This window comes from Levilactobacillus sp. LN180102 (assembly GCF_050106635.1).
GTDB classification, from domain to species: domain Bacteria; phylum Bacillota; class Bacilli; order Lactobacillales; family Lactobacillaceae; genus Levilactobacillus; species Levilactobacillus brevis.
Map to the genome: position 1 here is coordinate 23,739 of NZ_JBNIIX010000013.1, position 21,769 is coordinate 45,507.

Here is a 21,769-nt window from a genome sequence, read left to right on the forward strand (position 1 = left end):
GTTTTATCATACAAGTCAACTAGCCAAACTGTAATCCAAATTTTAATTCCCGTTACCTGAATGTCGTCAAAAAATCATATCACGGATACATTTTAGCATGTTCAACTAACCGACCGTAGCTTTCTGCTTAGTCAGTCCATTAGTTATCCCAACAAAAATGGCCCAAGGCAAATGCCTTGAACCATTTTTTCTTAAGGATTCTTCTAAAATTAAAGTCGTGCGTTTAATTCTTTGCCCAAGTCTTCAAATCCTGGTTTGCCCAACAAGGCAAACATATTTGTCTTGTAAGCTTCCACACCGGGTTGGTTGAATGGGTTAATCCCATTTAAGTAACCAGAAACTGCAACGGCTACTTCAAAGAAGTAAATCAAATAGCCCAAGGTGTATGGTGTTTGATCTGGAATGTGCACACTCATATTCGGTACACCGCCATCTGTATGCGCCAGCACAACGCCTTCGTATGCCTTCTGGTTAACAAAGCTCATCGGCTTGCCTTCCAAATACTTCAACCCATCCAGGTCATCTTCAGCACTTGGCACAGTAACGTCATTTTGCGGCTTATCAACCACAACGACCGTTTCCATCAAGTTACGTAAACCTTCTTGGATATATTGGCCTAAGGAGTGCAAATCCGTACTGAAGTTAGCAGAAGATGGGTAAATCCCTTTTTGATCTTTACCTTCAGATTCACCGGTCAGTTGCTTCCACCATTCAGCAAAGTATTGTAACCGTGGTTCATAGTTTTCCAATAGCTCAGTCGTGTAGCCTTTACGATACAAAATATTACGCGTAGCGGCATATTGATAAGCTTCGTTCTTGGTCAGATCAGGGTCTGTGTAAGTTTCTTGGGCATCAGCTGCCCCTTGCATCAATTGGTCGATATCTGCTCCGGATGCAGCAATTGGCAATAAACCAACCGCCGTCAATACGGAATAACGACCACCGACGCCATCAGGAATAACGAATGTCTCGTAACCCGCAGCATCAGCTTCCGTCTTCAAGGCCCCACGTTGCTTATCCGTAGTTGCATAGATTCGGCTCTTGGCGCCTTCTTCACCATACTTCTTAATAAGCATGTCCTTGAAAATGCGGAAAGCAATTGAAGGTTCCGTCGTGGTCCCAGACTTCGAAATAACATTAACAGAGAAGTCGCGGTCACCAATTAGGTTAATCAAGTCATGCAGATAGTCTGGGCTGATTGAATTCCCAGCAAAGAAGACTTGCGGACCTTGCCGCTTTTCGGCTGGTAGCGTGTTAAAGAAGGTATCGTGCAAAAAGTCCACGGCCATCTTAGCACCCAGATAAGATCCCCCGATACCAATGACGATAAAGACTTCGGAATCCGAGCGAATCTTCTTAGCAGCTGCCTTAATGCGGGCAAATTCGGCTTTATCATAATCTTTTGGTAAAGTCAGCCAGTCACGGAAGTCACTTCCGGCGCCAGTGCCTTGACGCAATTGTGCATCAGCGGCATTAACCATTGCTTGCATTTCTCCCAGTTCATTGTCATGAATAAACGGTGTCAGTTTGGAACGATCAAAGGCGATATGTGCCATATTTAGATAACCTCACTTTTATTATTATTGACTAGTCCATTATAACGCATTTACTCAAAAAGTAAATGGTCTAGTCCACATTTTTTCAAAATATAAAAAGGCTGATAACCCACGTTATCAGCCTTTTTATTACCCTTTCATGACACCAAGAGTCACCCCACCAATGACCACTAGAATTGAGCCAATAGTGATGTAGACCATTTCACGTTTTGTTTTCTTTTCACCCAATAACCAAATGCTTCCGAAAGTTGAAATAACAATCCCACATTGTGCTAATGAGTAGCTAATGGCCAGTCCGACCTTAGGAATTGCCATGAACATAAAGAAGTTCCCAATCCCCCAAACTAGCCCAGTCATGATATTCTTTGCCGTTGCTTTATGCCAAACCTGTTGCCGAGAGAATAGCACGAAAATAATCGCACCCAGAATCATACCCAAAGATTGTGGGAACAAAACTGTCTTAGAATCTAAGCCAGATCCGGTAACAATTACCGTGTAGAGCACGTAGCCAATTGTTGAAATAATAATGGCAATCGTCCCTCGACCAGCTTCCACCGGTTCACTGGTCCCAGCAGCGGCACGCTTGTCGCGTAAAGATGTCATCGCTGCGCCAGCAATTAAGACAATCACAGCGATTGTGCCCATCGTCACCATCTTAGTCGTCTTCCATTCATGAAAGAGCAACACGCCAGCCAAGGCGGTACCGACTAATTGTAAACCAGTTGAAATCGGTACGGTCCGTGAAATCCCAATAAACTTCATCGATTGGAATTGTTCAAACTGACCAACTGCCCAGCATAACCCAGAAGCAACACCGACTAACATCGACATTCGGGTAATCGGTTCGTGAAAATAGACTAGGGAAAACAACCCGAATAAAACGGCCCCTGCCGTCATACCCAGGGTTTGCTGGTAAGAAGTTCCGCCCAAACGTCCACTGATTAATCCAATACTTCCCCAACAAACGGTGGGGATCAAAGCTAAAAGAATATACATTTTGTAAGCCTCAATTCTCGTTTCATTTATGTCAATCTTCTCTGTAAGCGCTTTTTAATTTGCAATAGTTAGTTTAAAGGTTTCTATTCTAAATGTAAACCATTATTGCTCAAAAAAAGGCCGTTAGGCGAGTGGTCTAACCACTCAAAACGGCCTTTTTTAGCAATTTTCACGTGCTTTCATTATTCGACGATTAACAGCAATCCCCGAAGTGCTTCACTATGACGGTCAGCATCGTTCTGCAAAAAATCGGCTGGTGCATGAAATTCTGTGGAAGCAGTTACATGACCGGTATAATTTTGCGTGGCGTCACTCACAGCCTGCTTTAATCGCTTCATAGAATAGGTCGGTGTCGTCGTAGTCACCAAAATCTGACTACCACTTTGAGCCACTTGCAAAGCTTGTGCCACTAAAGCGGGTAAATCCTGTTCTAGTGTAAAGGCACGTTTTTTGCCTCGAATAAAAGCGGGTGGATTGATTGTAATCGTATCAAATGTGAGACCATGCTTGATGGCATAGTCCAAGTAATTAGGCACATCCATCGTCCGCATTTCAACTGCTGCTTGATCAAGATTGTTAGCCGCTAACTGAGCCTGAATCGTGGTGGTTGCCCGATTAGTCGGATCAACCGTAATGGCTTCAACGGCACCACCTAACATGGCAGCAGTTACGACCCCAGTTTCCGCACTGAATAAATTCAGAAGCCGCTTTTGCTGACTAGTCTGCTTAACCCAATCACGAACCTCCCGAAATTCCAGAGCAAGTTGCTGGCGGCTAATAGTTAGGTCGACCGGATAGGTTACGCCATTTTCTAGCACAGACGTCACCGATTTAGGGAATTGCCCACTAACCAGTTGCATCTTCTCTTGCCCGGAGGTAGCCGCTAAAATGGTTTGCCCTTTACCTAAAACGCGTTCAAACCCAGCATAAATTAATTTAGCCTGCCGTTTCAGGGCTTGATTTTGCCACCGAAAGACAAATTGACCATTGTACACATCGACCACTAGTCCCCCGAGATTATCACCACTACCGTTAAACAACCGGTAGGCGGATACATCGGTAAAGGCCGACCGCTTGGCTACAGCCGCTCGGAATTTGCTGGCAAAGAAACGTTCATCAATCGCTTCGTTTTCTCGCAGGCTCAATACATACCCGATCCCCCGATGTTGTTTGGCAAAGTAGGCGGTCGCCACAAAATGGCCGTGATTTTCTAGTTGGACCCAAGCGCCGTCTTCAAAATCTTGACGATCTTCTAAGTCAGTTAAAGATACGATAGGATAGCCGTCCTCAAACTTACGGACCGACTTCCCGGTAATTTGTACTCGTTTCAAAAGTTTCCTCCTTAATGGTTCCTCTCATTGTATCACGGTTGGACGCTAGGCCCTAACGCTATTCATTAGTTTTCGCACGTTGTGAATGGGTCTGATGCTGATCTGGGAAAATAACCGTAAAGGTTGTCCCCACACCCTCTTTACTCGTCACACTAATTTTCCCATGATGAAGTTGGACTAATTGGTGGACAATCGACAAGCCCAAGCCGGATTCACCATACTTGGTATTCTTGCGTGATGGGTCCGCCTTATAGTACCGTTCCCAAATATTTTTCAATTGTTCGTCAGACATGCCCATCCCCGTATCAGCAACCTTAACAATTGTTTCTTCATATCCACGTTGCGCCGACAAGGTAATCGTGCCATTCTGCGTAAACTGAATAGCATTTTGCGTGATATTAAACATGACCTGAACAAAGCGGTCATAGTCCGCGTAAACCTCAATTTCTTTGGGAGCCTGCAATTCCAGAACATTGCCGGAGTCATCCGCCTTTTGTTTCAGCTGTTCCACAATGTTATGCAACGCATCAACTGCATTAAATTCATGTAAGTTCAACGTAATCTGATTAGACCGAATTTTTTCATAATCCAAGTTCTCATTAACTAGACGAATCAGACGACTTGTTTCACTACGCATTAACTCAATGCTTTCTTCTTTGCTTTCCTCGGGAATGGCGTCATACGCCAACCCCTCCAGCAACCCGTTGATTGTTGTCAGAGGGGTTCGCATTTCGTGTGACGCATTGGCCATGAACTCACGCCGCCGTTCCTCTTGACGCTGTATCTCTTCTTGTGATGCTTTCAAAGAGTGGGTCATCCCATTAAAATCATTGATCAAATCATCAATTTCATCTCGATTACGACTAGCCATTTGAACATCATAGTTCCCTTTGGCCACTTGGTTAGTCGCCTTTCGCAATCGATTAATCCGCGACGTATAGTATCGCGCTAAAATGTAGCTCGCAACGATCGCAACTAAACAGGAAACTAGGAGTGAGCGAATCAAATTACGGTTAATCTGGTTAACGTTAGTATTAATGTCTGAAACGAAAGCCCCCATAACCACTACAGCAACTAGTTTATGATTGTAGAAATAAGGCTTCATCACTTCAGTCACTGCCGGACTAACACGCCCATTCTTGTTGCGAACCCGGCGGTCAACGACTTTATGAATAATCTGATTATTTTTCAATTTTTTCCAGTCGGTCTGATTGATCGCTTGCTGATAGATATTAGCCGGAAACACAATGCGATTTGACGAACTGTAAATCGTGGTACTGATCGCCTGATTTTGTAACAGTTGTTCACTATTCTCTAAGGCCGTCGTATCAAAGTTAACCGTCTTTGGGCTTTGCGAACTGATCCGCAGCGATTGCTCAATCAAGCTGTTTGAATATTTTTCTAGCGAATTCCACGTGTTGCTATATACCATGTGACGGGTCATTTGTGAATAGGATACCCCCATTAGCACCAAAATGATCGTAATCGCCGCAAAGAAACCTAGCATTTGCTGGTACATGAGTTTCATTGCTGATCTGCTCCACTATCATCAAATTTATAACCAACGCCCCACACGGTCTGAATGATCTGTGGGCCAACCTTTTCAATCTTCTGCCGTAACTTTTTAATATGGGCATCAACCGTCCGCTCATCGCCATAGTACTCATAATCCCAAACTAACTGTAGCAATTGTTCACGTGAGAATACCTGTCGTGGCTTTTGGGCCAGGGTTTTTAGTAGATCAAATTCCTTAGGCGTGAGATCCTGAATCTGATGACCATTCAAGTAGGCCTCTCGCGTCTTGGTATTTAACTTAAAGTTCTCCGTGACAACATCAAAGGCCTCAGTCTCGTTCAATGGTTCAGCTTCGGTCGGCTTAGCGGTGGGCCCCAATTCAGCCCGGCGATGCAAGGCCTTGATCCGCGCAATCAAGGTAATCGGACTAAATGGCTTGGTGACATAATCATCAGCCCCCATTTCCAGTCCCAATACTTGATCACTTTCGGAGTCCCGGGCCGTTAGCATAATAATTGGAACGGTCGGCGAAAGTTTACGAATTTCAGCACTGACCTGCATGCCATCCATACCAGGCAAGTTCAAATCCAGCGTTACCATATCCCAAATGTTGGGGTTAGCTGAAAACATCTCCACTGCTTCGTTACCATCGTAGGCAAATTCGGCGTCCCATTGCTCTTTTTTAAAAAACATCGACATCATTTGTGATACGGAATGGTTGTCTTCAATCATTAATAACTTCATTGCTACCTCCAAAGGTTGCACACCCCGGGCATTAGCAAAAAGTTCGTTAGCCATAGTACCCTGAAACTACCAGGTTTATCAGAAATGACGATGATAGAACTATGAAGATTCTGTAACTTTTTGTCTGCCATAAATTAGCCCAGTGGTGTTGCTGACTTAGTTACCTATTATACTATACTGAAAGTCAAGATTTTTCCTTAAATTAAGCGTTATGGGCGAAATATTTTGCAGACGTCGTGGAATATGCTAAACTAGTAAAGTAATTGTCACGGGGCCGTTCTGGATTCGACTGGTATAGGTTGCGCCCCAACTGCACTCCGTAGCGGCATCTACGTTAAAAGGTCCAGTTTAATTATAACTGCAAAAAATAATAACAATTCTTACGCTTTAGCTGCTTAATAGGCGCTTAACGTAGATCCTCCTAGGCTTGTCCGTGGTCTAGATCTGGGTCCTAAATTTAACGGACTTACGCTAACGACTCCCACCTGAAGTACGTTAGAAGAGAAAAATCAGGTTAGCTGTTCATGTGGGCCCTGACAGGCGGCAAGTTGGGCAGTGAAACCTTAAGTAGTCTGAATATGAGTGTAGACGTTGGGGTGGCAATATGCTAGGACGCGGGTTCGATCCCCGCCGGCTCCATATATGTGTGATTAAGGACTACAATAAGTGCTCAAAAGGTTGATATAAAGGCATTCTGATTTTTAGAGGTTTTGACTGATTGTTACAAAATAACAACCAATAACAACCACTTTGGGAAGCACACGCTCGGCAGGGCGATGAAACTGTTAGCTGAAATAGCTGGCAGTTTTTATTTTGCCCTAGAAACTGCAAAAGTCCCACCCGAACCGTCGGGCAGAGCTTTGCTTGTGTGTAATACAGAGACGCATTACTATTAAGTTTTAATGTTATCGGCAAAGGTCAATTATACTACCTGCTGCGGGGATGTCCTAACTAGTTATGCTCTATCATCCCCACTCTGAGGCGTATTTCAAACGCACGTTCACGATTGCAGGTAGGTGACTTTTCAGGGGTTACATGTTACCTCACCTAGCTGTATCATGGTGGCAGGAAGTGCGTTTATATGAGTAAAGAGAAAGTAGTCTACAAAAAGCGCACAAAAATTGCTACTAGCGTTGGTGTAACTCTCATGCTAGTTTTGCTGCTATTGCAGTTATTCTAAGGAGGGGCTGTGATGCGTAATAAAGTTCTAAAGAAAAAGATTGAACGCCAACAGCTCTATTTGAGAATTGCCGTTACAGTTGGCATGGTACTAGTAGTCGCCAATATCCTAGTTCATTAATCGTGGTCATCACAAATGGAAAGTAAAAAGGTAACTGTTTTGCTGTAGGTGGCTATTATGGAAACAGTAACCGGCCACGGCGAGATCGCGCAACATAAGTAACAACCATCTTTCTTATTCAGCGGATGGTTGTTAATTTACGTTCAGCAGCGTTACACTACTTGTGTACCACATATATATTTGGGTAACTACATGAAAAAGTTAACACACAAATACGCCGCTGCTCTCATGCTGCTAGGAGTAGTTGCAGGAATGGAACTTGCTGCGGGGACGACTACAGCAAGCGCGAAAACATCCAACACATCCCCGTGGGAATACGGAAAAACTGGTAAATACGCTTGGTCAGCACCCAAAGACGACGCTGCACCACTCTACTACACGAATACTAAGAAAAATGGTTATATCTGGAATAAAATCTTCACAAAAAATTGTACAATATCAAAAACTATCAATATACTTCATGGTACGCTCAAAAATCGTTCAAACGTAACGGAAAAGTGTATTACAAGGTTACCGGTAATAAAGTATCAGGATATGTATGGCACGGCTATGTTACCCCTGCTATTTCTAAGAGAATTAGTACGTTCAAATCAGATAGTAGCTATATTAAATACTTAAATACTGATAAGTCCCAAAAGTTATCCCGGGCTGTCCTTAAATATTTCCCTAACGCAAAGGTCAGTGTAGATCTATCTCGCCGAGGAGCCGGTCAGTTTGTCGATAACAAACCAATAACCAAGGCAATGACAACCTCTAATTATAAGCATGTTATTAACTTGACTGCTCTTAGCCATGATTTAAAAACGTCATACGGTAGTACTTACAGCGAAACTATTTTAAATACTTTGGACTTTCCTGTAACTACTACCAATGCGGCTGTTGCTAAAACCGTTAATTCAATTCTTATCAAAAATGGTTATACACAAGCTAAAATTTCCAACTTGATTAAACAGGGTTACAAGTTAGGCATTTACATTAATGGCGGTACTGGTATTTCTGCCGGCAAGCAGGGCTACCCGTGGACAATTAACACTAATGCGGGCACTATGAATAATGCAGCATTATTCTTGGCAAAATAGCACCAATCAAAGAGACTACCCGCAGCATGGTGGCCTTTTTATTTTGCTCTCAGACCCGTCACTACTCCACACAGAGCACCACAAGACCAATGTACCAGTCCACACAGGGAAGAAAAAACCAGTAACACTAACACACCACTCAAAAACTCCCTACTACGTATTGGTACACCCTCAGAATCACCGTTCAGCAATATGGTAATAACTATGTCAGTGCTAATGACAAAACGGTATAACCGGCTTTAATTAGAACACTATATTCATAACAATCATAATTTTACCAAATACAGGTAACCTATGACTCTACTCCTATCCCCCGCAATAGCAAAAAGTGTATTTGTTTCGCACTTTCATCCCATAGACGGTATGATAAACTCAGAGTTAAGTGATGGGAGGAAATAAACATGACAAGTCCGATTCACGTAATGTCCGAAATTGGTAAGTTAAAGACGGTAATGCTCAAGCGGCCAAACGTTGAAGTGGAAAACTTCACGCCTGATATGATGGAACGCCTGCTGTTTGATGACATTCCATATTTACCAATTGCGCAACAAGAACATGATAACTTTGCTGAAACTTTACGGCAAAACGGTACGGAAGTCTTGTATTTGGAACAACTCTCTGCCGAAGCCCTCGATGACGGTGGCGAAGAGGTTAAGTTAAACTTCCTGGAACAAATGCTTGCTGAAAGTGGCTACGTTGCTGGTGTAACGCATGACGCTTTGAAAGAATACTTATTATCATTGGATACCCAAGCCATGGTCAACAAGATTATGGGTGGTGTACGGAAGAATGAGCTCGACTTTGTCCCAGCTGATTTGGTCAGTGCGGCTGAAGAAGACGATTATCCATTCTTTATGGATCCAATGCCTAACTTATACTTTACGCGAGATCCTGCCGCTTCAATAGGTGATGGGTTGAGTATCAACCATATGACCTTCGCCGCTCGGCAACGTGAATCACTCTTTATGGAAACAATCATCAAGTATCATCATCGATTTGCTAACAAGGGTCTCAATGTTTGGCGTGACCGAAACCATGATACACGAATCGAAGGTGGGGACGAATTAGTCTTATCCGATCATGTCTTGGCAATTGGGGTTTCTCAACGGACCTCTGCTGATGCGATTGAAGACATTGCCCGTAACCTGTTTGCCAAGAGTCATTTTGACAAGGTTATTGCCATTAAGATTCCACATAACCATGCCATGATGCATTTGGACACGGTCTTCACGATGATTAACACCGATCAATTCACGGTTCACCCAGGTATCTTAGGTGAAGGTGGTCATATCGATACTTGGACGATTACGCCAGGTAAAGATGGTCAATTAAACCTTGATCACCAAACAGATTTGAAGAAGGTCTTGAAGGATGCTTTGAACCTTGACGATTTGGATTTGATTCCAACGGGTAACGGCGATCCAATCATTGCTGGCCGTGAACAATGGAATGACGGCTCCAATACTTTGGCCATTGCCCCCGGCGTTGTAGTTACTTACAGCCGGAATTACGTTTCTAATGAATTATTACGTAAGCATGGTCTAAAAGTGATTGATGTCTTATCAAGTGAATTGTCACGGGGCCGTGGCGGTCCTCGTTGCATGAGTATGCCATTAGTTCGAGAAGACCTTTAATGACTCGTTAAATGCTTAGAAATAACCCTTATCTAATTTGTGATTTTTAATTTATTCAAACTCATAAAAGCATGCCTTCGCAACTGCGAGAGCATGCTTTTATTATTTCTCTAAACGGTATTTTCTCCCGCCATCCACTGATTCTTTTCTACAAATGGCGTAGTCGTCTGCTTAGAAATAAAGCTAAAATAATGTAATTCTGAACCCCAAGTAGCCGGATCACCATATTCAAGCGAGCGAAGATTCCGATTATCATAAGTGAATGCATACAAAATCTTTTTCTGAATATCATATCCCGCCGTGTATTGTGTCCAAGCAACTGGTGTCTCAGACTGATCGATTCTCAGCGCCCCTTTTGGCGTATTCACCGTCGTTAACAGCTGGAAGACCTGATTCATTGCCCTGTCATCGTCAACATCAATAGATAATAGTTTTGCAAATGCTGCTCGTAAAAAACGAGATTCTGGTTTGTAATCAGCTGGGATACCTACCAACCCACTAGAAGTCTCATCAAATCCGATTTGGACTATTCCTTCTGTATTGTCGTAAGTATACGTCCGTTTAGTCGTCCGCTCCAGCCAAGTTTTTAAATTATTCAGATGCCAATCAAAAGTTGGTGCATTGGTAAAAATATCCACTGGATTTTCAAATATTCTAAACCCATTCTTTTGAGAGGGTTCAACCACAAGCGCGCGTCCCGTTTCATCATGAAAAATACAGTGTTGTGGGACCGACATTCCCATCATTGGTCCACCCTCGTTAGTAATCCCAACATCTTTACCTAATCGTTGTTTAATTTCATCGAGACTACGATAATGCGTTAAAATCCACGTACATAACTCTTCACCTCGAATGGCTAATTTTCCTGTTGATTGGATCATTTCAGTCGCTGCATACTTGAAAAAATGATCGAAATAAAAAGATCCACCACAGATACCATAATCATTAATACCATCTAAGAGAACCGGTGATTGATGCAAATCCTTGGCCCATGCAATTCCCATAACATTCTGCTCGGCAATAAATGGTGTAAGCGCTGCCGTAAATTCATATCCCCGTGGAATCTTGACACCAGCGTATTCAAAGTGTTGTTCAAAGTCCTGTGTTCTTCCCCAAAACGGATGTCCCTGTTGGCTGACCAAACCAATTCCTGTACACATAATATCCCTCCTATTAACTCTTTCCTTCTAGCTCATCTAACTTAACGTGTTTATTTGCTGAAGGAACCATTGCAATACCAGCACCAGCTAACGCAACTACCGCGCCTAGAATAGTAACCAGGTACACTTGATTGCCCAATGATGGAATCAACCAATCAATCAACACCGAACCAATCAGTTGACCTGCGGTAGACGCAAGCCCCAGAAGCAATAATCCTAAACCGCGGACTAGTAAAGCCATCAATGCAATTGACAAGAGACCGAGTGGCCCACCCAAATACATCCACCAGGTTTCAGGAAGGCTTACTGTAACTTGCCCCATTCCAATCCGTATCAATAAGGCTAAGCCTAGAATACTAAAACCAACAATAAAATTCCAAGTGATTGAAACGAGCATGGACCCAGTCTCCTGAGCTACCGCTGAATTACCAGCAGGTTGCCACCCTGCTAACAAGCCCGCTAGAAATGGCAAAATAGCTAAAACAATAACCTTAGGCGCCTGCCAACTAGGTAAAACCACAAGTACAGTTGCGACAATCGCCAATAATGCTCCCAAAACTCGTGGGAAATTAAATGGTTGTTTAATTGCGACCCCAATTCCTAATCGATCACAAACCAATCCCGAAATCACCATTCCCGAAATCAAAGTTGTCTGAAACGTTGCAACACCAAGCACAGAAGCTGAAGCACCTTCTGAAAAAACTACCATGGCACCACAGCAACCAGCCAACCAGTTCCACCATGGTAATGATCGGGACGCTACCTTTTTCGGAATTGAACTGAATTGTTGGCGAGTAGATTTCCGCGCTAAAATAACAATTGCCATGACCACCAGACCCGAACCAAAAGAGATAACAGCGGAAGCATTTCCATCCCCCAATTGCTGACCAACCTGACCATTAACGGCAGACTGCATAGGTGACAACATACCGGCAAAAATCGTTGCAATTAGAAGTAATGGGACAATCACCGTTTTTTCAGTTGTACTTTTTGCTTTCAACTCATTCATAATGGATACCTCTCCATTCCTTTTCAATTCGCACTTAGCAAGATTCAAAAAACTTACTTATTCCCCTGAGTGAGCCAATTTATACACCGAGAAAAAAACTCACCATAATATTCCCACGACATAAAATCTGTAGACGCCCAGTGAGGAGCAATATCTGTCATATAAGCTAGCGTGCGGCCTTTTCCAGCTTGCCCGATCACTAATAACGGGTCCTTTTCGATTGTCATTAGAATCTCACTATCGGACTTAGCCACTACTTGTTGATACCCTAAGATACCAGGAAACTCACCTAATCCACTACTAATTGCATTTTTTAGAGCCTCTTGTGGAACCAGTCCCTGAGGCGCCTCAATTCGGTCATCAAAGGCCGAAATTTGGACCGGAAGCACTTCCTCGACTGGCGTATTATGATAATGCGCTTTTCCTTCAAAACCACCAAAAGATAAATATCCGCCAGCCATCATTAAAGCACCGCCATCTAGCACCCATTGCTTCAGTAAGGCCATTCGGTTAACCGTAGATTCTCCTTCGGCAAAGACCTGGTTAGCCAACACAAGTGAATTCGAGCCAATATCTGATAAAATAATCACATCATATTGATCCAGTTCTGTTTTGGTCCAAGGAAAATGCTCAGGGACATCATGAGCTAACAAGTGCGTCACTAGATGTCCCAATTGTTGTAAATCAGCTAACAGTTTCGTACAGCCAATTTCCAATTTTGTACTGGTAAAAGAGTCGTAGCCTTTATATTCGGTCGTTGTAGAAATCCATGATTCACCAGCTAAAAGAATTTTAGACATTTCAATCACTCCTGATATTTTAATTAGTGTTGATTCTTTAATTGTGCGCACAAATTAAAGATGGTTTAAATCGAATGGTAAAGCGCTTTATCAAAGCAAAAAAATAAATAACGCTTGCAAGCGCTATCATTTTGAACCAATCTTATCATGCCGTTTTTAAAAGTCAAGTTAGACTTGGCCGATTCTCTCAAGAAAAAATTTTTACACTTCTTCAAATATTCGTGAAAACATATTAACAGTGACGCTCCCAGACAGATTGTCGACGAATCAAAATAGGAGCAATAATAATTCTTTTCACAATTTTTTTCTTAGTCTGAATCATTCTTAACAACAGATCACTAGCTTCAGTTGCCATTTTCTCAATATCTTGATCAATAGTTGTTAGTGGAACTTCCAAGATTTCCGTGTAGGGCGTATTATCAAAACCAATCATTGATAATCGTTTAAATATTGGGATTTGGTGTTCTTTAGTCCATTTAATTACACCAAAGAGCATAAGATCATTTGAACTCACAATAGCCGTTAATTCAGTATTTTCCATAATTTTAGGCGCCAATCGATAGCCGCTCGCCATACTATAGTCCCCTTTAAATACAAGTTTTTTATTTAAAGGAATACCATTTCTTTTGAGTACTTTCTCATACCCTTTATAGCGTTCAAGAGCATTTATAAAATTATCTTCCCCCCGAATAAACCCAATTTGTTGATGCCCATATTTGATTAACTCTTGTGTGGCCATTTCTGCACCTTTGGTATTATCAAAATTAACATAACTGACATCTCGATCCGTGTAGGCATTGAGCAACACCAACGGTTTCGCTATGTTTTGTAAAAGATCTGTTACTTCTGCTTCATTTTTCGAAAAAATCTCATTAGAGGGGACTAGCAAAATGCCATCAACGCCTCGAGAAATCAAATTTTGTAGCGCCGCTTTTTCATTTTTATAAGAATTTTCACTGTCAATCAGCAGTGTTCCATATCCTTTTTTATTCAGAAAGGTTGTAATCTCACGGACAATTCGCGCAAAAAAGGGATTTGTGATGTCTGGCACAATCAATGCGATATTGTAACTAATATTTTTGCTTAACGAAACAGCCGCAGAGTTAGGCCGATAATTCATACGTTTTGCAATTCTTTTGATTTCTGCTTTTTTGGCTGCTGAAACCCGTGTTTCTTTATTATTCAATACTAATGACACAGCTGTTAACGAAACATTGGCCTCCTTAGCGATGTCCTTCATCGAATATGCCATTTCTAACCTACTCCATTCTGTTCTTGTTTATCTAATTATAAACATTATTGCTAACGATACTCAAACAAATTCGTGCCTATCAATCAGACCATCAGAACTGTATCAATCTTATTCATTTCTGATTTGTTAACATTCTTGATTCCTTAATAAAACGCTGATTCCTCTAAGTATGGAGTCAGCGTTTTATTAATATCACTACATTTACGCTCTTATTCCATCCCAAAATCTCGCAACACTTCTGCGGTGTACCAGGCATCTTGTTGATAATCAGCAATTCGGATGTTCTCGTTAGGTGCATGAGGACCGGACCCAGCCCAGGTTGTTCCAAAAGCCACGATTGGTGCCTGTAATGTTTCCCCAAAGAAGACTTGCGGACCCGTTCCGGCTGCATTCGGTACTAGTTTTACCCGATCCCCATAGATCTTAGCCGCTGTCTTCACAGCCAACTGTACAAATGGATCTGTTAACTTCGACCGGAATGGCTTTTCACCTAACAGATAAACTACCTCAACGTCTTCAAATCCATTTCGCACTAACTGAGCTTGGATTAACTGAGCCAATTTCTTCGGTTCCTGGTTTGGAACCAACCGACAATCCAATTTAGCCGTGGCCTGTTTCGGCAGTACCGTCTTAACTCCTTCGCCTTCATACCCGCTCGACAACCCATTAATAGTCATCGTGGTTGCATTAACCAACGCGGCTACCGGGTCAGTTGTCACCAATGGCCGTTTGAGACCGAAATTTTCTCGAGTCGTGGTTTCGTTGAAGGGTAAAGCCGCGGTTGCCCGTTGCTCTTCCGCCGTCAACGCACGCACATCATCATAAAATCCCGCAACCAGAACTCGATTATCCGGGCCACGCAACGACGCCAGTGCTCGCGTTAACCGCCAAGCCGCGTTATCCGCATAAGCGGCTAATGATGAATGCAAATCTTTCTCTGCCGTCTTAACGCGCAACTCAAAGCTCATGATTCCCTTCACACCGCAAGTAATATCAAAATTTTCATCAGCATCCTTGCCACTCGTTTCCCAAACAATTACGTCAGCCGCCAATTCAGCGGCATGTTGCTGGACCATCGGAGCGATGCGAGGACTGCCAATTTCTTCTTCACCTTCCACAATAAATTTCAAATTACACGGCAGACCCGACGTTGCTTGCAGGGCCTTGACTGCTGAGAGGCGGGCCATCAGTTCCCCCTTATCATCAGATACGCCACGCGCGACATATTTGCCATCAACTTCGGTTAAATCAAACGGCGCTGTTTGCCACTCGTCCAACGGTTCCGGCGGCTGTACATCGTAATGGTTGTAAAACAAGAATGTCTTATCCGCATTACCCGTGGGTCCCGCCGGTAACGTGGCAAAAACAAACGGATGACTACCGGCGACATCTCGCCAAACCGTGACCGTTGTCCCAACAGACTTAAAGGCTTGCTCTAGAAAATCGACAGTCTCGTCAATTTCTCGGTGTTGGGCTGACACCGTTTCTAGTTTTAGATATGCTGCCAATCGATCGTGATCTGCGACCAATGCCTGCTCAACAGCCTGTTTCAAAGTCATTGTCATTTAATCATCCTCCACACCTCAACGACTAGTTGTATTAAAAAATGTCCCCACAGACTCAGCTCCGTTAAGGACATTTTAGTTACCAATCATCTTAGTTATCATCTATTTAAGACCACTGCTTGCCTATAAGATTATTATTTGATGATAAAATAGTCAAGACTTTTTAATCAAATTTTCATTTTATGGCTATTTACTACCGCATACTGCTCCAAATCCATACTTTTCTCCTCCCCACATAGTCAACGAATAACTTTCAGAAAGGTCACATTTTTTTGACTGATTGAAAAAGCCAGCTTCTGCTCGAGCTGGCTTAAGGTTAAATCTCATCTAATCCGGTCGGTCAACATTAGTCATTGCCAATGGATCGACCCATTTGTCAAATTGTGCCGCCGTCACTTCTCCTGACTGCAAAGCCGCTGCACGTAACGTCAAATTCTGCTGCTCGGCCATCTGGGCAATTTGCGCACTGGCGTGATACCCAATGTGTGGCGACAACGCCGTTACCGTCATTAGGGATTCATCAACCAGATTTCTCATCCGGTCTTGGTTAACCGTTAATCCGTGAACCAATCGGTCCGTAAAGCCTTGAATTGTCCCAGTTAACAACGTCGTTGATTCCAAAAAGGTTGCAATAATTACTGGTTTATAAACATTCATTTCAAAATTACCCTGCGACGCCGCCAGACTAATCGTGACATCGTTTCCCATGACTCGTGTCGCCGCCATCGTGAGGGCTTCTGCCTGCGTGGGGTTCACCTTGCCTGGCATGATCGACGACCCCGGCTCATTGGCCGGAATATTCAGTTCCCCATAACCGGCTCGAGGCCCACTCGCCAAAAAACGCACGTCATTAGCGATTTTCAACAAATCACCGGCTAACGTTTTCACCGCTCCGTGAACAACGGTTAACCCCGAATGAGCCGCTAACCCAAAAAACTTATTGGTCTTAGCCGTAAATGGGTAGCCATACGCCTGTTGTAATTGTGTCGCTACAGCTACAGCAAATCCCGGAGCCGCATTCAATCCCGTGCCGACCGCCGTACCACCAATTGGTAGCTCCAATAGTGTTGGCATCAAAGATTGAATATACTGCAGATCATGCGTCAACATACTTACCCAGCCGCTCACTTCTTGACCAAATGTGAGGGGCGTGGCATCTTGCAGATGAGTCCGGCCAATCTTAACGACTCGCCAGTAATCTGCTTGCTTTTGGGCCAATTCATCAATCAACCTCTGTACGACTGGCACTAGCTGGTGAATCGCATCATAGGCAGTCACCGCCATCGCCGTTGGAAAGGTATCATTAGAGCTTTGACTTTGATTAACATCATCATTCGGCAAAATACCACTGGTGGGTGCTAAGTTGGTGGCTTGATGGGCAATCACTTCATTCACATTCATATTTGTTTGGGTTCCCGAACCGGTTTGATAGACTCGTAACGGGAAATCGGCCTGTAATTTCTCATCCGGCAATGCCAACAACTGATCAATCGCCTGAACAATCAGTTGTGCTTTAGCTTCGCGTAAACTACCTAAATCACGATTAGCGATTGCTGCTGCCCGCTTCAAATGTAGAAGTGCTCGAATCACCGCCATCGGCATCGTGGGGCCCGTTGTGAAATTGTGGCGACTACGTTCCGTTTGGGCGCCCCACAGAGCTTCGGCTGGCACCTTCACCGTCCCTAAAGTATCTGCTTCTTCCCGATAAGCCATTCGATCTCTTCCTCTCTTTTCTCTAGTCTCAGCATACCGAGCTGCTCAGCTACCGTCAAACATTATTCTCCACCAAAAAAGATCGCCCAATGGCGACCCTTTTTTGGCTTCTATTATTCTGTTGATTGTGCCTACTTAGCCTTCAGCAGAGGCTTTTAATTGAACGTCATCATTTTGAGTTAATTGTTCTTCAGCTCGACGCCGCGCTTCTACCGCTTCATCAAAGTCTGTAAAAGTCTGGTTTAAGATGTAGCGTCCATGATAAAATAGACGAGCAGCCCATTTACCCGATCGTTTATCAAAACTAACACCGATCACACCCGAGATATTACGCGAGCTGAGTTTAGTCAATGCGGCAACGTTGCTCCCATTAACTAATGGTAAATTCATCGCATTGCCAATCTGTTCACGCGTTCGGGGGTCCTTGGTCAACCGTTCTTTACTAATGTCACGGCGATAACACCCACAACTCACCGTAATCCCATGGCGCAGTCGATAGTTATCGACAGTCACCAAATTACCACAGTTACATTTACACAACCAAGTCGCATTACCATTTTTAGCAGTGCCGTCACGACGGATAACCGTCAGTCTGCCGAATTGTTGTCCAGTTAAGTCAAGGAGTCTCATGGGAATTTCCTCCATTCGTTTTCTTAAAGTTTATAATAGGTTACTGTTCTCCCCAGAAATAACCCAAGCTCCCCTGACAAATATCCTCACCTAATTATTCTACACGCCAAACTAAAAAATAGCTTAAAGTCGATAATGTTTTTAAATGTTAACGAGTGGAAACCCACATCATTATTAAGTTATACTATAACTATACTCAGTCTTACAAAGGAAGGCAATTATCATGTTGGAAATTTTAACAATTTTAATTTATCTCATTGCTATCGAGCATTTGGGCATCATGGCACTGGAAATGTGGGGACGCCCAGAACAACAAGCGCGGGCTTTTGGGATGCCCATAACCTTCGTTCGTCAGGTTCCTGCGCAAAAAGCACTAGCCAATCAAGGCATTTATAATGGGATGCTAGCTGTCATTTTGATTCTAGCTCAATGGCTATTACCGATGCCCACCAGTTTAATAACGACGGCCCTTCTATTGGGATTCATCGTTATTGTGGCACTTTATGGTAGTTTGACGGTCAAGCGACAAATTTTCTGGCTTCAAGGTTTTCCCGCACTGGTCACCTTAATTATTCTGTTAAGCCAACTCATTTAAAGATATCCTTAAATTTGTGGTTTACAGAACTACCACCACACGTTATAATGAAGACACATATTCAGGTGAGAACCTGCTACGGGCTTTCAATCGTTGGAGGAGTTAATTGACATTTAGCCATTATTAACACCGTTGGGGCCGTACACATACCTCTATTCTGCTGGTTGCGTCCATCGTAACTAGCTTTTTTATTTTCATTCAAAAAATACGCGCGGTATCCTTTACAGGTGCCGCACGTATTTAAGTTCAATTGCTTAAGTGACTTACATATTACTAACAACCAACCATAATTCAACCAAGCGGACGATTGCAAAAGCCATAATGCCCACAAAGATACCACCGACCACATAGTAACCATAATAGCTCATTGGATGTTTCATCAGCCTTACCTCCTCAATGAATTGCACAGTTGCCTATCATGAGTCATGCTCGCCAATCAGGGTTAGGTCTAGTTAGTTAATTATCCGCGGTGTTAGCTCACAGATGTTGTCCGTTGTTGATGTACATTAGCAAGTAACGCCTTTTGTTCAGCGACGGTTGCCGTGAATTGGCGCATCAAATCGCCCTCCACAACCTGTGCGCCGTGTTGCTTTGCCCGCCAAGTAATCATTTGGAACCGTTTCTGTTCATTTGACAGCTTTTCGTTTAACATTTGGCTCCCCCCAAACTCAATTCGCCAATCTTCTACTGCTTGTCCCTTACATTATAAGCATTAATTTGGTAGCGGTCTACCCTATCGGCCAAAAAAGTACAAAATTTCTACATAAACCCATTTACCTACAGAGCAAGCTTTCAAGTCAATATCTCTAAAACCAATAACGTTAATTTTTAAAATTGGTATAGTTATCACACGCAACCGGTTGTTGTCCGATATAGCGTTAATCACGCCCACTCATTACCAGCTAAAATTGTCACTGGTGTAGCTATTACGCAAACCCTTACATTTATAAGTAAAACAATTGTCTTTTTTTCTTAACCGGCGTAATCTAGGGGTAAATATACAGAAAGAAGTTGGTCTTTTGGCTATTGATCGCGAAAAGTTTCCACCACTCTATCGAACCGTTGCCATTAACGATGATGGCTTAGAAAGTCACTCCTATATTCCCGGTGGCTTAGATGTTTTAACTAGCAGTCCGTCCAACGATCAACCGGGTGCCAATCCTGAGCAATTCGTTGGGCTGGCTTTAAGCACTTGCCTAAATGCCACCTTGGAAGCAATTGAACAGCGACGGGATCTCCCACACACCTCGCAGGTCCACACAATTGTTGAGATGGCTCGCGACCGACGGGGCCTACAGTTTTACGTGACCGCAGAAATTAAGCTTCCCGGCGTTGACCTGGATACAGCTAAGGCAATGGTTGATCTGGCTGAGCGCCGGTGCCCTGTAGCGAAGCTCATGAGCGGTAGTGACAACGTTCAGGTCAAGTTAGTTCAGGAATTCTCGCCAGCTCCTCCAATTGTCCATTAATTAACGCTAAAAAAGCAACAACCCGCTAGTCCTACCAGCGAGTTGCTGCTTTTTACGTTAACGCCGACTGAAGCGCGCTGTTAAGCGCTCCCACCACGATTGCTTCATTGGCTCTTCGCCATATACGTATGGCCGTGTCTTGCGGACGGTCTTGTCAGCATGTGCATCATCCATGAAGACAATCTTGCGCCAGCGCTTTTCTTCTTCATCGCTCATGCGCTTTTTGCTCATTGACTTCAATCTCCTTCTCTCCACCAGTCGTCACCTAGTAGTTAAACGCGACATAGCGTTATTTTTTCATTTGCGTCACTTGGCTAAAATCACGGATAAAGTCGAGGATCTCGTGAGCCCGTTGATCACCATAAACATCCAGCCACCCTTGAAAGCGTTGGTTGATTCGTTGGCGAATAGCACGCTCCGCTTTAGCACCCGTCGGCGTCACCAACAAGTACAGCCGGCGCCGATCGTTTTCATCTGGTTGTTGTTGCAAATAGCCTGCTTTCAACAACACCTTGATTTGCCGCGAAATAGCGCTGCGTGTTACCTGCCGTTTACTGGCAATATCCATCAGTGTCACCTGATCGTTCTGCGTAATTTCCCGGAGAATCAGATACTGTTCAAAAGACAAGTGAAAGGCCTGCGCTGGTTCGGAAATAAATTCATCTAAATATTTCAACGAACTCATGTAGACATCAATAAAAGCGTCCAGCAACGGTTGTTCCTGCTCAACCATGATTACCCCACCTACATTTCTAAAAATACGTTTTTTATCTTAGCATTTACCCTTATCAAATACCAGTCTTTTACCGGTGGTCTGGACCAACCTTATGCTAAAATAGACATAAGTTCGCTTAGGGGGAATTTTCATGTTATCTCGCAAAATAATTTTATTGGGGACACTATTTTTATTGACGGGTTGTGGCCAAAAACAGCTATCTAGTCAACAGGAACCCGGCCATCAAACTGCTACGTCGCGTTCCAGTCAAACAACCTCATCGCAAGCAGCCTCACAAGCACCAACGGCCACTTTTAAGCAACAACGCTTTACGATTAAAGATGTCACCTTCAGCCTAACGGGGAGTAAAGTCACTGCTAGTTCAACGGCTAATCGCAACTTATTCGTCCTGTACTATTCGGTGACCAATCATCAAGCCAAGTCCATCATCCCCAACGACATCTGGCAAAGTGCAGTCAGTGCGCAACAAAGCGGCCACCAACTGCAAACTGGCAACTTGGCCTTTACTACTAATCAAACGCAAGACAATAACAAACTAAATCGTACAGTCATGGATGTGGCACCTGGTAAAACCGTTACCGGTTTAGCCACCTTTGAGCCTAAGACTAGCCAGCCCATCACCGTTACATTCAAGGATACTCACCACCAGATTATTCATCAAAGCCACTATCCCTTAACTTAACCC

At 43.5% G+C, this 21,769-nt stretch carries 21 protein-coding genes and 1 other RNA gene; 7 read left to right on the forward strand and 15 right to left on the reverse strand.

Translation table 11 applies throughout. The features are described 5' to 3' along the window. Positions 1-209: 209 nt before the first annotated feature. The 5 genes from ACP4IT_RS08830 to ACP4IT_RS08850 all read right to left on the reverse strand — a co-directional run bounded on the left by ACP4IT_RS08830 (position 210) and on the right by ACP4IT_RS08850 (position 6,142). Complete coding sequence (locus ACP4IT_RS08830; RefSeq protein WP_011667989.1) at positions 210-1,556, reverse strand: glucose-6-phosphate isomerase; 1,347 nt, start codon at positions 1,554-1,556, stop codon at positions 210-212. A gap of 129 nt (positions 1,557-1,685) precedes the next feature. Then, positions 1,686-2,552, reverse strand: coding sequence for a GRP family sugar transporter (locus ACP4IT_RS08835; protein WP_015473496.1), 867 nt, complete (start codon positions 2,550-2,552; stop codon positions 1,686-1,688). Between the two features lie 182 nt (positions 2,553-2,734). Continuing rightward, entirely contained in the window at positions 2,735-3,883 is a 1,149-nt protein-coding gene (locus ACP4IT_RS08840) for a class I SAM-dependent methyltransferase (RefSeq protein WP_015473495.1), read from the reverse strand. A gap of 58 nt (positions 3,884-3,941) precedes the next feature. Beyond that, positions 3,942-5,411, reverse strand: a complete 1,470-nt coding sequence (locus ACP4IT_RS08845; protein WP_015473494.1) for a sensor histidine kinase — start codon at positions 5,409-5,411, stop codon at positions 3,942-3,944. Next, positions 5,408-6,142, reverse strand: coding sequence for a response regulator transcription factor (locus tag ACP4IT_RS08850; protein WP_024525558.1), 735 nt, complete (start codon positions 6,140-6,142; stop codon positions 5,408-5,410). The genes ACP4IT_RS08845 and ACP4IT_RS08850 overlap by 4 nt, the downstream gene beginning before the upstream one ends. Positions 6,143-6,412: 270 nt before the next feature. Here ACP4IT_RS08850 and ssrA point away from each other — a divergent pair. The 4 genes from ssrA to arcA all read left to right on the forward strand — a co-directional run bounded on the left by ssrA (position 6,413) and on the right by arcA (position 10,155). Next, positions 6,413-6,784, forward strand: a transfer-messenger RNA (tmRNA) gene (gene ssrA, locus ACP4IT_RS08855). A gap of 850 nt (positions 6,785-7,634) precedes the next feature. Then, positions 7,635-8,060, forward strand: a complete 426-nt coding sequence (locus ACP4IT_RS08860; protein ID WP_128491752.1) for a hypothetical protein — start codon at positions 7,635-7,637, stop codon at positions 8,058-8,060. Between the two features lie 158 nt (positions 8,061-8,218). Beyond that, positions 8,219-8,521 carry a hypothetical protein gene (locus ACP4IT_RS08865; RefSeq protein WP_128491751.1) on the forward strand — a complete coding sequence of 101 codons (303 nt, stop codon included), beginning with the start codon at positions 8,219-8,221 and terminating at the stop codon, positions 8,519-8,521. A gap of 401 nt (positions 8,522-8,922) precedes the next feature. Continuing rightward, a complete protein-coding gene (gene arcA / locus ACP4IT_RS08870; RefSeq protein ID WP_015473477.1) occupies positions 8,923-10,155 on the forward strand; it encodes an arginine deiminase in 1,233 nt (410 codons plus the stop codon). 110 nt (positions 10,156-10,265) lie between these two features. Here arcA and ACP4IT_RS08875 read toward each other — a convergent pair whose 3' ends face one another. The 7 genes from ACP4IT_RS08875 to ACP4IT_RS08905 form a co-directional block, all read right to left on the reverse strand. Continuing rightward, on the reverse strand, positions 10,266-11,315 hold the full coding sequence (locus ACP4IT_RS08875) for a linear amide C-N hydrolase (RefSeq protein WP_156646808.1): 1,050 nt from the start codon (positions 11,313-11,315) through the stop codon (positions 10,266-10,268). Positions 11,316-11,328: 13 nt separating this feature from the next. Further along, complete coding sequence (locus ACP4IT_RS08880) at positions 11,329-12,324, reverse strand: DMT family transporter (protein WP_024855116.1); 996 nt, start codon at positions 12,322-12,324, stop codon at positions 11,329-11,331. Between the two features lie 53 nt (positions 12,325-12,377). After that, a complete protein-coding gene (locus ACP4IT_RS08885) occupies positions 12,378-13,124 on the reverse strand; it encodes a glutamine amidotransferase (RefSeq protein WP_041815225.1) in 747 nt (248 codons plus the stop codon). A gap of 232 nt (positions 13,125-13,356) precedes the next feature. Further along, positions 13,357-14,376 carry a LacI family DNA-binding transcriptional regulator gene (locus ACP4IT_RS08890; protein ID WP_047021581.1) on the reverse strand — a complete coding sequence of 340 codons (1,020 nt, stop codon included), beginning with the start codon at positions 14,374-14,376 and terminating at the stop codon, positions 13,357-13,359. A gap of 209 nt (positions 14,377-14,585) precedes the next feature. After that, positions 14,586-15,941, reverse strand: a complete 1,356-nt coding sequence (locus ACP4IT_RS08895; RefSeq protein WP_080952776.1) for a M20/M25/M40 family metallo-hydrolase — start codon at positions 15,939-15,941, stop codon at positions 14,586-14,588. A 327-nt stretch (positions 15,942-16,268) separates the two neighbouring features. Continuing rightward, positions 16,269-17,654, reverse strand: a complete 1,386-nt coding sequence (locus ACP4IT_RS08900; RefSeq protein ID WP_047021582.1) for a class II fumarate hydratase — start codon at positions 17,652-17,654, stop codon at positions 16,269-16,271. Between the two features lie 135 nt (positions 17,655-17,789). Then, on the reverse strand, positions 17,790-18,284 hold the full coding sequence (locus ACP4IT_RS08905) for an AP2 domain-containing protein (RefSeq protein WP_047021583.1): 495 nt from the start codon (positions 18,282-18,284) through the stop codon (positions 17,790-17,792). 223 nt (positions 18,285-18,507) lie between these two features. Here ACP4IT_RS08905 and ACP4IT_RS08910 point away from each other — a divergent pair, with 223 nt between their 5' ends. Continuing rightward, positions 18,508-18,879, forward strand: a complete 372-nt coding sequence (locus ACP4IT_RS08910; RefSeq protein ID WP_011667487.1) for a DUF1304 domain-containing protein — start codon at positions 18,508-18,510, stop codon at positions 18,877-18,879. Between the two features lie 472 nt (positions 18,880-19,351). Here ACP4IT_RS08910 and ACP4IT_RS08915 read toward each other — a convergent pair whose 3' ends face one another. Beyond that, complete coding sequence (locus ACP4IT_RS08915; protein ID WP_011667485.1) at positions 19,352-19,531, reverse strand: hypothetical protein; 180 nt, start codon at positions 19,529-19,531, stop codon at positions 19,352-19,354. 367 nt (positions 19,532-19,898) lie between these two features. On the opposite strand from ACP4IT_RS08915, the gene ACP4IT_RS08920 reads away from it, so the two are divergent. Further along, complete coding sequence (locus tag ACP4IT_RS08920) at positions 19,899-20,348, forward strand: OsmC family protein (protein WP_011667484.1); 450 nt, start codon at positions 19,899-19,901, stop codon at positions 20,346-20,348. A gap of 57 nt (positions 20,349-20,405) precedes the next feature. On the opposite strand, the gene ACP4IT_RS08925 is transcribed toward ACP4IT_RS08920, so the two are convergent. Both ACP4IT_RS08925 and ACP4IT_RS08930 read right to left on the reverse strand, forming a co-directional pair. Next, the gene (locus tag ACP4IT_RS08925; protein WP_011667483.1) at positions 20,406-20,579 is read right to left on the reverse strand and encodes a hypothetical protein; all 174 of its coding nucleotides are present in this window, start codon (positions 20,577-20,579) and stop codon (positions 20,406-20,408) included. Between the two features lie 58 nt (positions 20,580-20,637). Next, positions 20,638-21,081 (reverse strand): MarR family winged helix-turn-helix transcriptional regulator, encoded by a 444-nt coding sequence (locus tag ACP4IT_RS08930; protein WP_011667482.1) that lies wholly within the window; start codon positions 21,079-21,081, stop codon positions 20,638-20,640. 133 nt (positions 21,082-21,214) lie between these two features. Between ACP4IT_RS08930 and ACP4IT_RS08935 the strand changes: the two genes are divergently transcribed. Then, positions 21,215-21,766 carry a DUF5067 domain-containing protein gene (locus ACP4IT_RS08935; RefSeq protein ID WP_156646806.1) on the forward strand — a complete coding sequence of 184 codons (552 nt, stop codon included), beginning with the start codon at positions 21,215-21,217 and terminating at the stop codon, positions 21,764-21,766. The last annotated feature ends 3 nt before the right edge of the window (positions 21,767-21,769 follow it).

What these genes read in the sequence shown, in the direction of transcription:
- ACP4IT_RS08830 (WP_011667989.1), bottom strand. Translation starts at nt 1,556, where the DNA reads ATGGCACATATCGCCTTTGATCGTTCCAAACTGACACCGTTTATTCAT.
- ACP4IT_RS08835 (WP_015473496.1), bottom strand. Translation starts at nt 2,552, where the DNA reads ATGTATATTCTTTTAGCTTTGATCCCCACCGTTTGTTGGGGAAGTATT.
- ACP4IT_RS08845 (WP_015473494.1), bottom strand. Translation starts at nt 5,411, where the DNA reads ATGAAACTCATGTACCAGCAAATGCTAGGTTTCTTTGCGGCGATTACG.
- ACP4IT_RS08850 (WP_024525558.1), bottom strand. Translation starts at nt 6,142, where the DNA reads ATGAAGTTATTAATGATTGAAGACAACCATTCCGTATCACAAATGATG.
- ACP4IT_RS08860 (WP_128491752.1), top strand. Translation starts at nt 7,635, where the DNA reads ATGAAAAAGTTAACACACAAATACGCCGCTGCTCTCATGCTGCTAGGA.
- arcA (WP_015473477.1), top strand. Translation starts at nt 8,923, where the DNA reads ATGACAAGTCCGATTCACGTAATGTCCGAAATTGGTAAGTTAAAGACG.
- ACP4IT_RS08875 (WP_156646808.1), bottom strand. Translation starts at nt 11,315, where the DNA reads ATGTGTACAGGAATTGGTTTGGTCAGCCAACAGGGACATCCGTTTTGG.
- ACP4IT_RS08880 (WP_024855116.1), bottom strand. Translation starts at nt 12,324, where the DNA reads ATGAATGAGTTGAAAGCAAAAAGTACAACTGAAAAAACGGTGATTGTC.
- ACP4IT_RS08885 (WP_041815225.1), bottom strand. Translation starts at nt 13,124, where the DNA reads ATGTCTAAAATTCTTTTAGCTGGTGAATCATGGATTTCTACAACGACC.
- ACP4IT_RS08890 (WP_047021581.1), bottom strand. Translation starts at nt 14,376, where the DNA reads ATGGCATATTCGATGAAGGACATCGCTAAGGAGGCCAATGTTTCGTTA.
- ACP4IT_RS08895 (WP_080952776.1), bottom strand. Translation starts at nt 15,941, where the DNA reads ATGACAATGACTTTGAAACAGGCTGTTGAGCAGGCATTGGTCGCAGAT.
- ACP4IT_RS08900 (WP_047021582.1), bottom strand. Translation starts at nt 17,654, where the DNA reads ATGGCTTATCGGGAAGAAGCAGATACTTTAGGGACGGTGAAGGTGCCA.
- ACP4IT_RS08905 (WP_047021583.1), bottom strand. Translation starts at nt 18,284, where the DNA reads ATGAGACTCCTTGACTTAACTGGACAACAATTCGGCAGACTGACGGTT.
- ACP4IT_RS08910 (WP_011667487.1), top strand. Translation starts at nt 18,508, where the DNA reads ATGTTGGAAATTTTAACAATTTTAATTTATCTCATTGCTATCGAGCAT.
- ACP4IT_RS08915 (WP_011667485.1), bottom strand. Translation starts at nt 19,531, where the DNA reads ATGTTAAACGAAAAGCTGTCAAATGAACAGAAACGGTTCCAAATGATT.
- ACP4IT_RS08925 (WP_011667483.1), bottom strand. Translation starts at nt 20,579, where the DNA reads ATGAGCAAAAAGCGCATGAGCGATGAAGAAGAAAAGCGCTGGCGCAAG.
- ACP4IT_RS08930 (WP_011667482.1), bottom strand. Translation starts at nt 21,081, where the DNA reads ATGGTTGAGCAGGAACAACCGTTGCTGGACGCTTTTATTGATGTCTAC.
- ACP4IT_RS08935 (WP_156646806.1), top strand. Translation starts at nt 21,215, where the DNA reads ATGTTATCTCGCAAAATAATTTTATTGGGGACACTATTTTTATTGACG.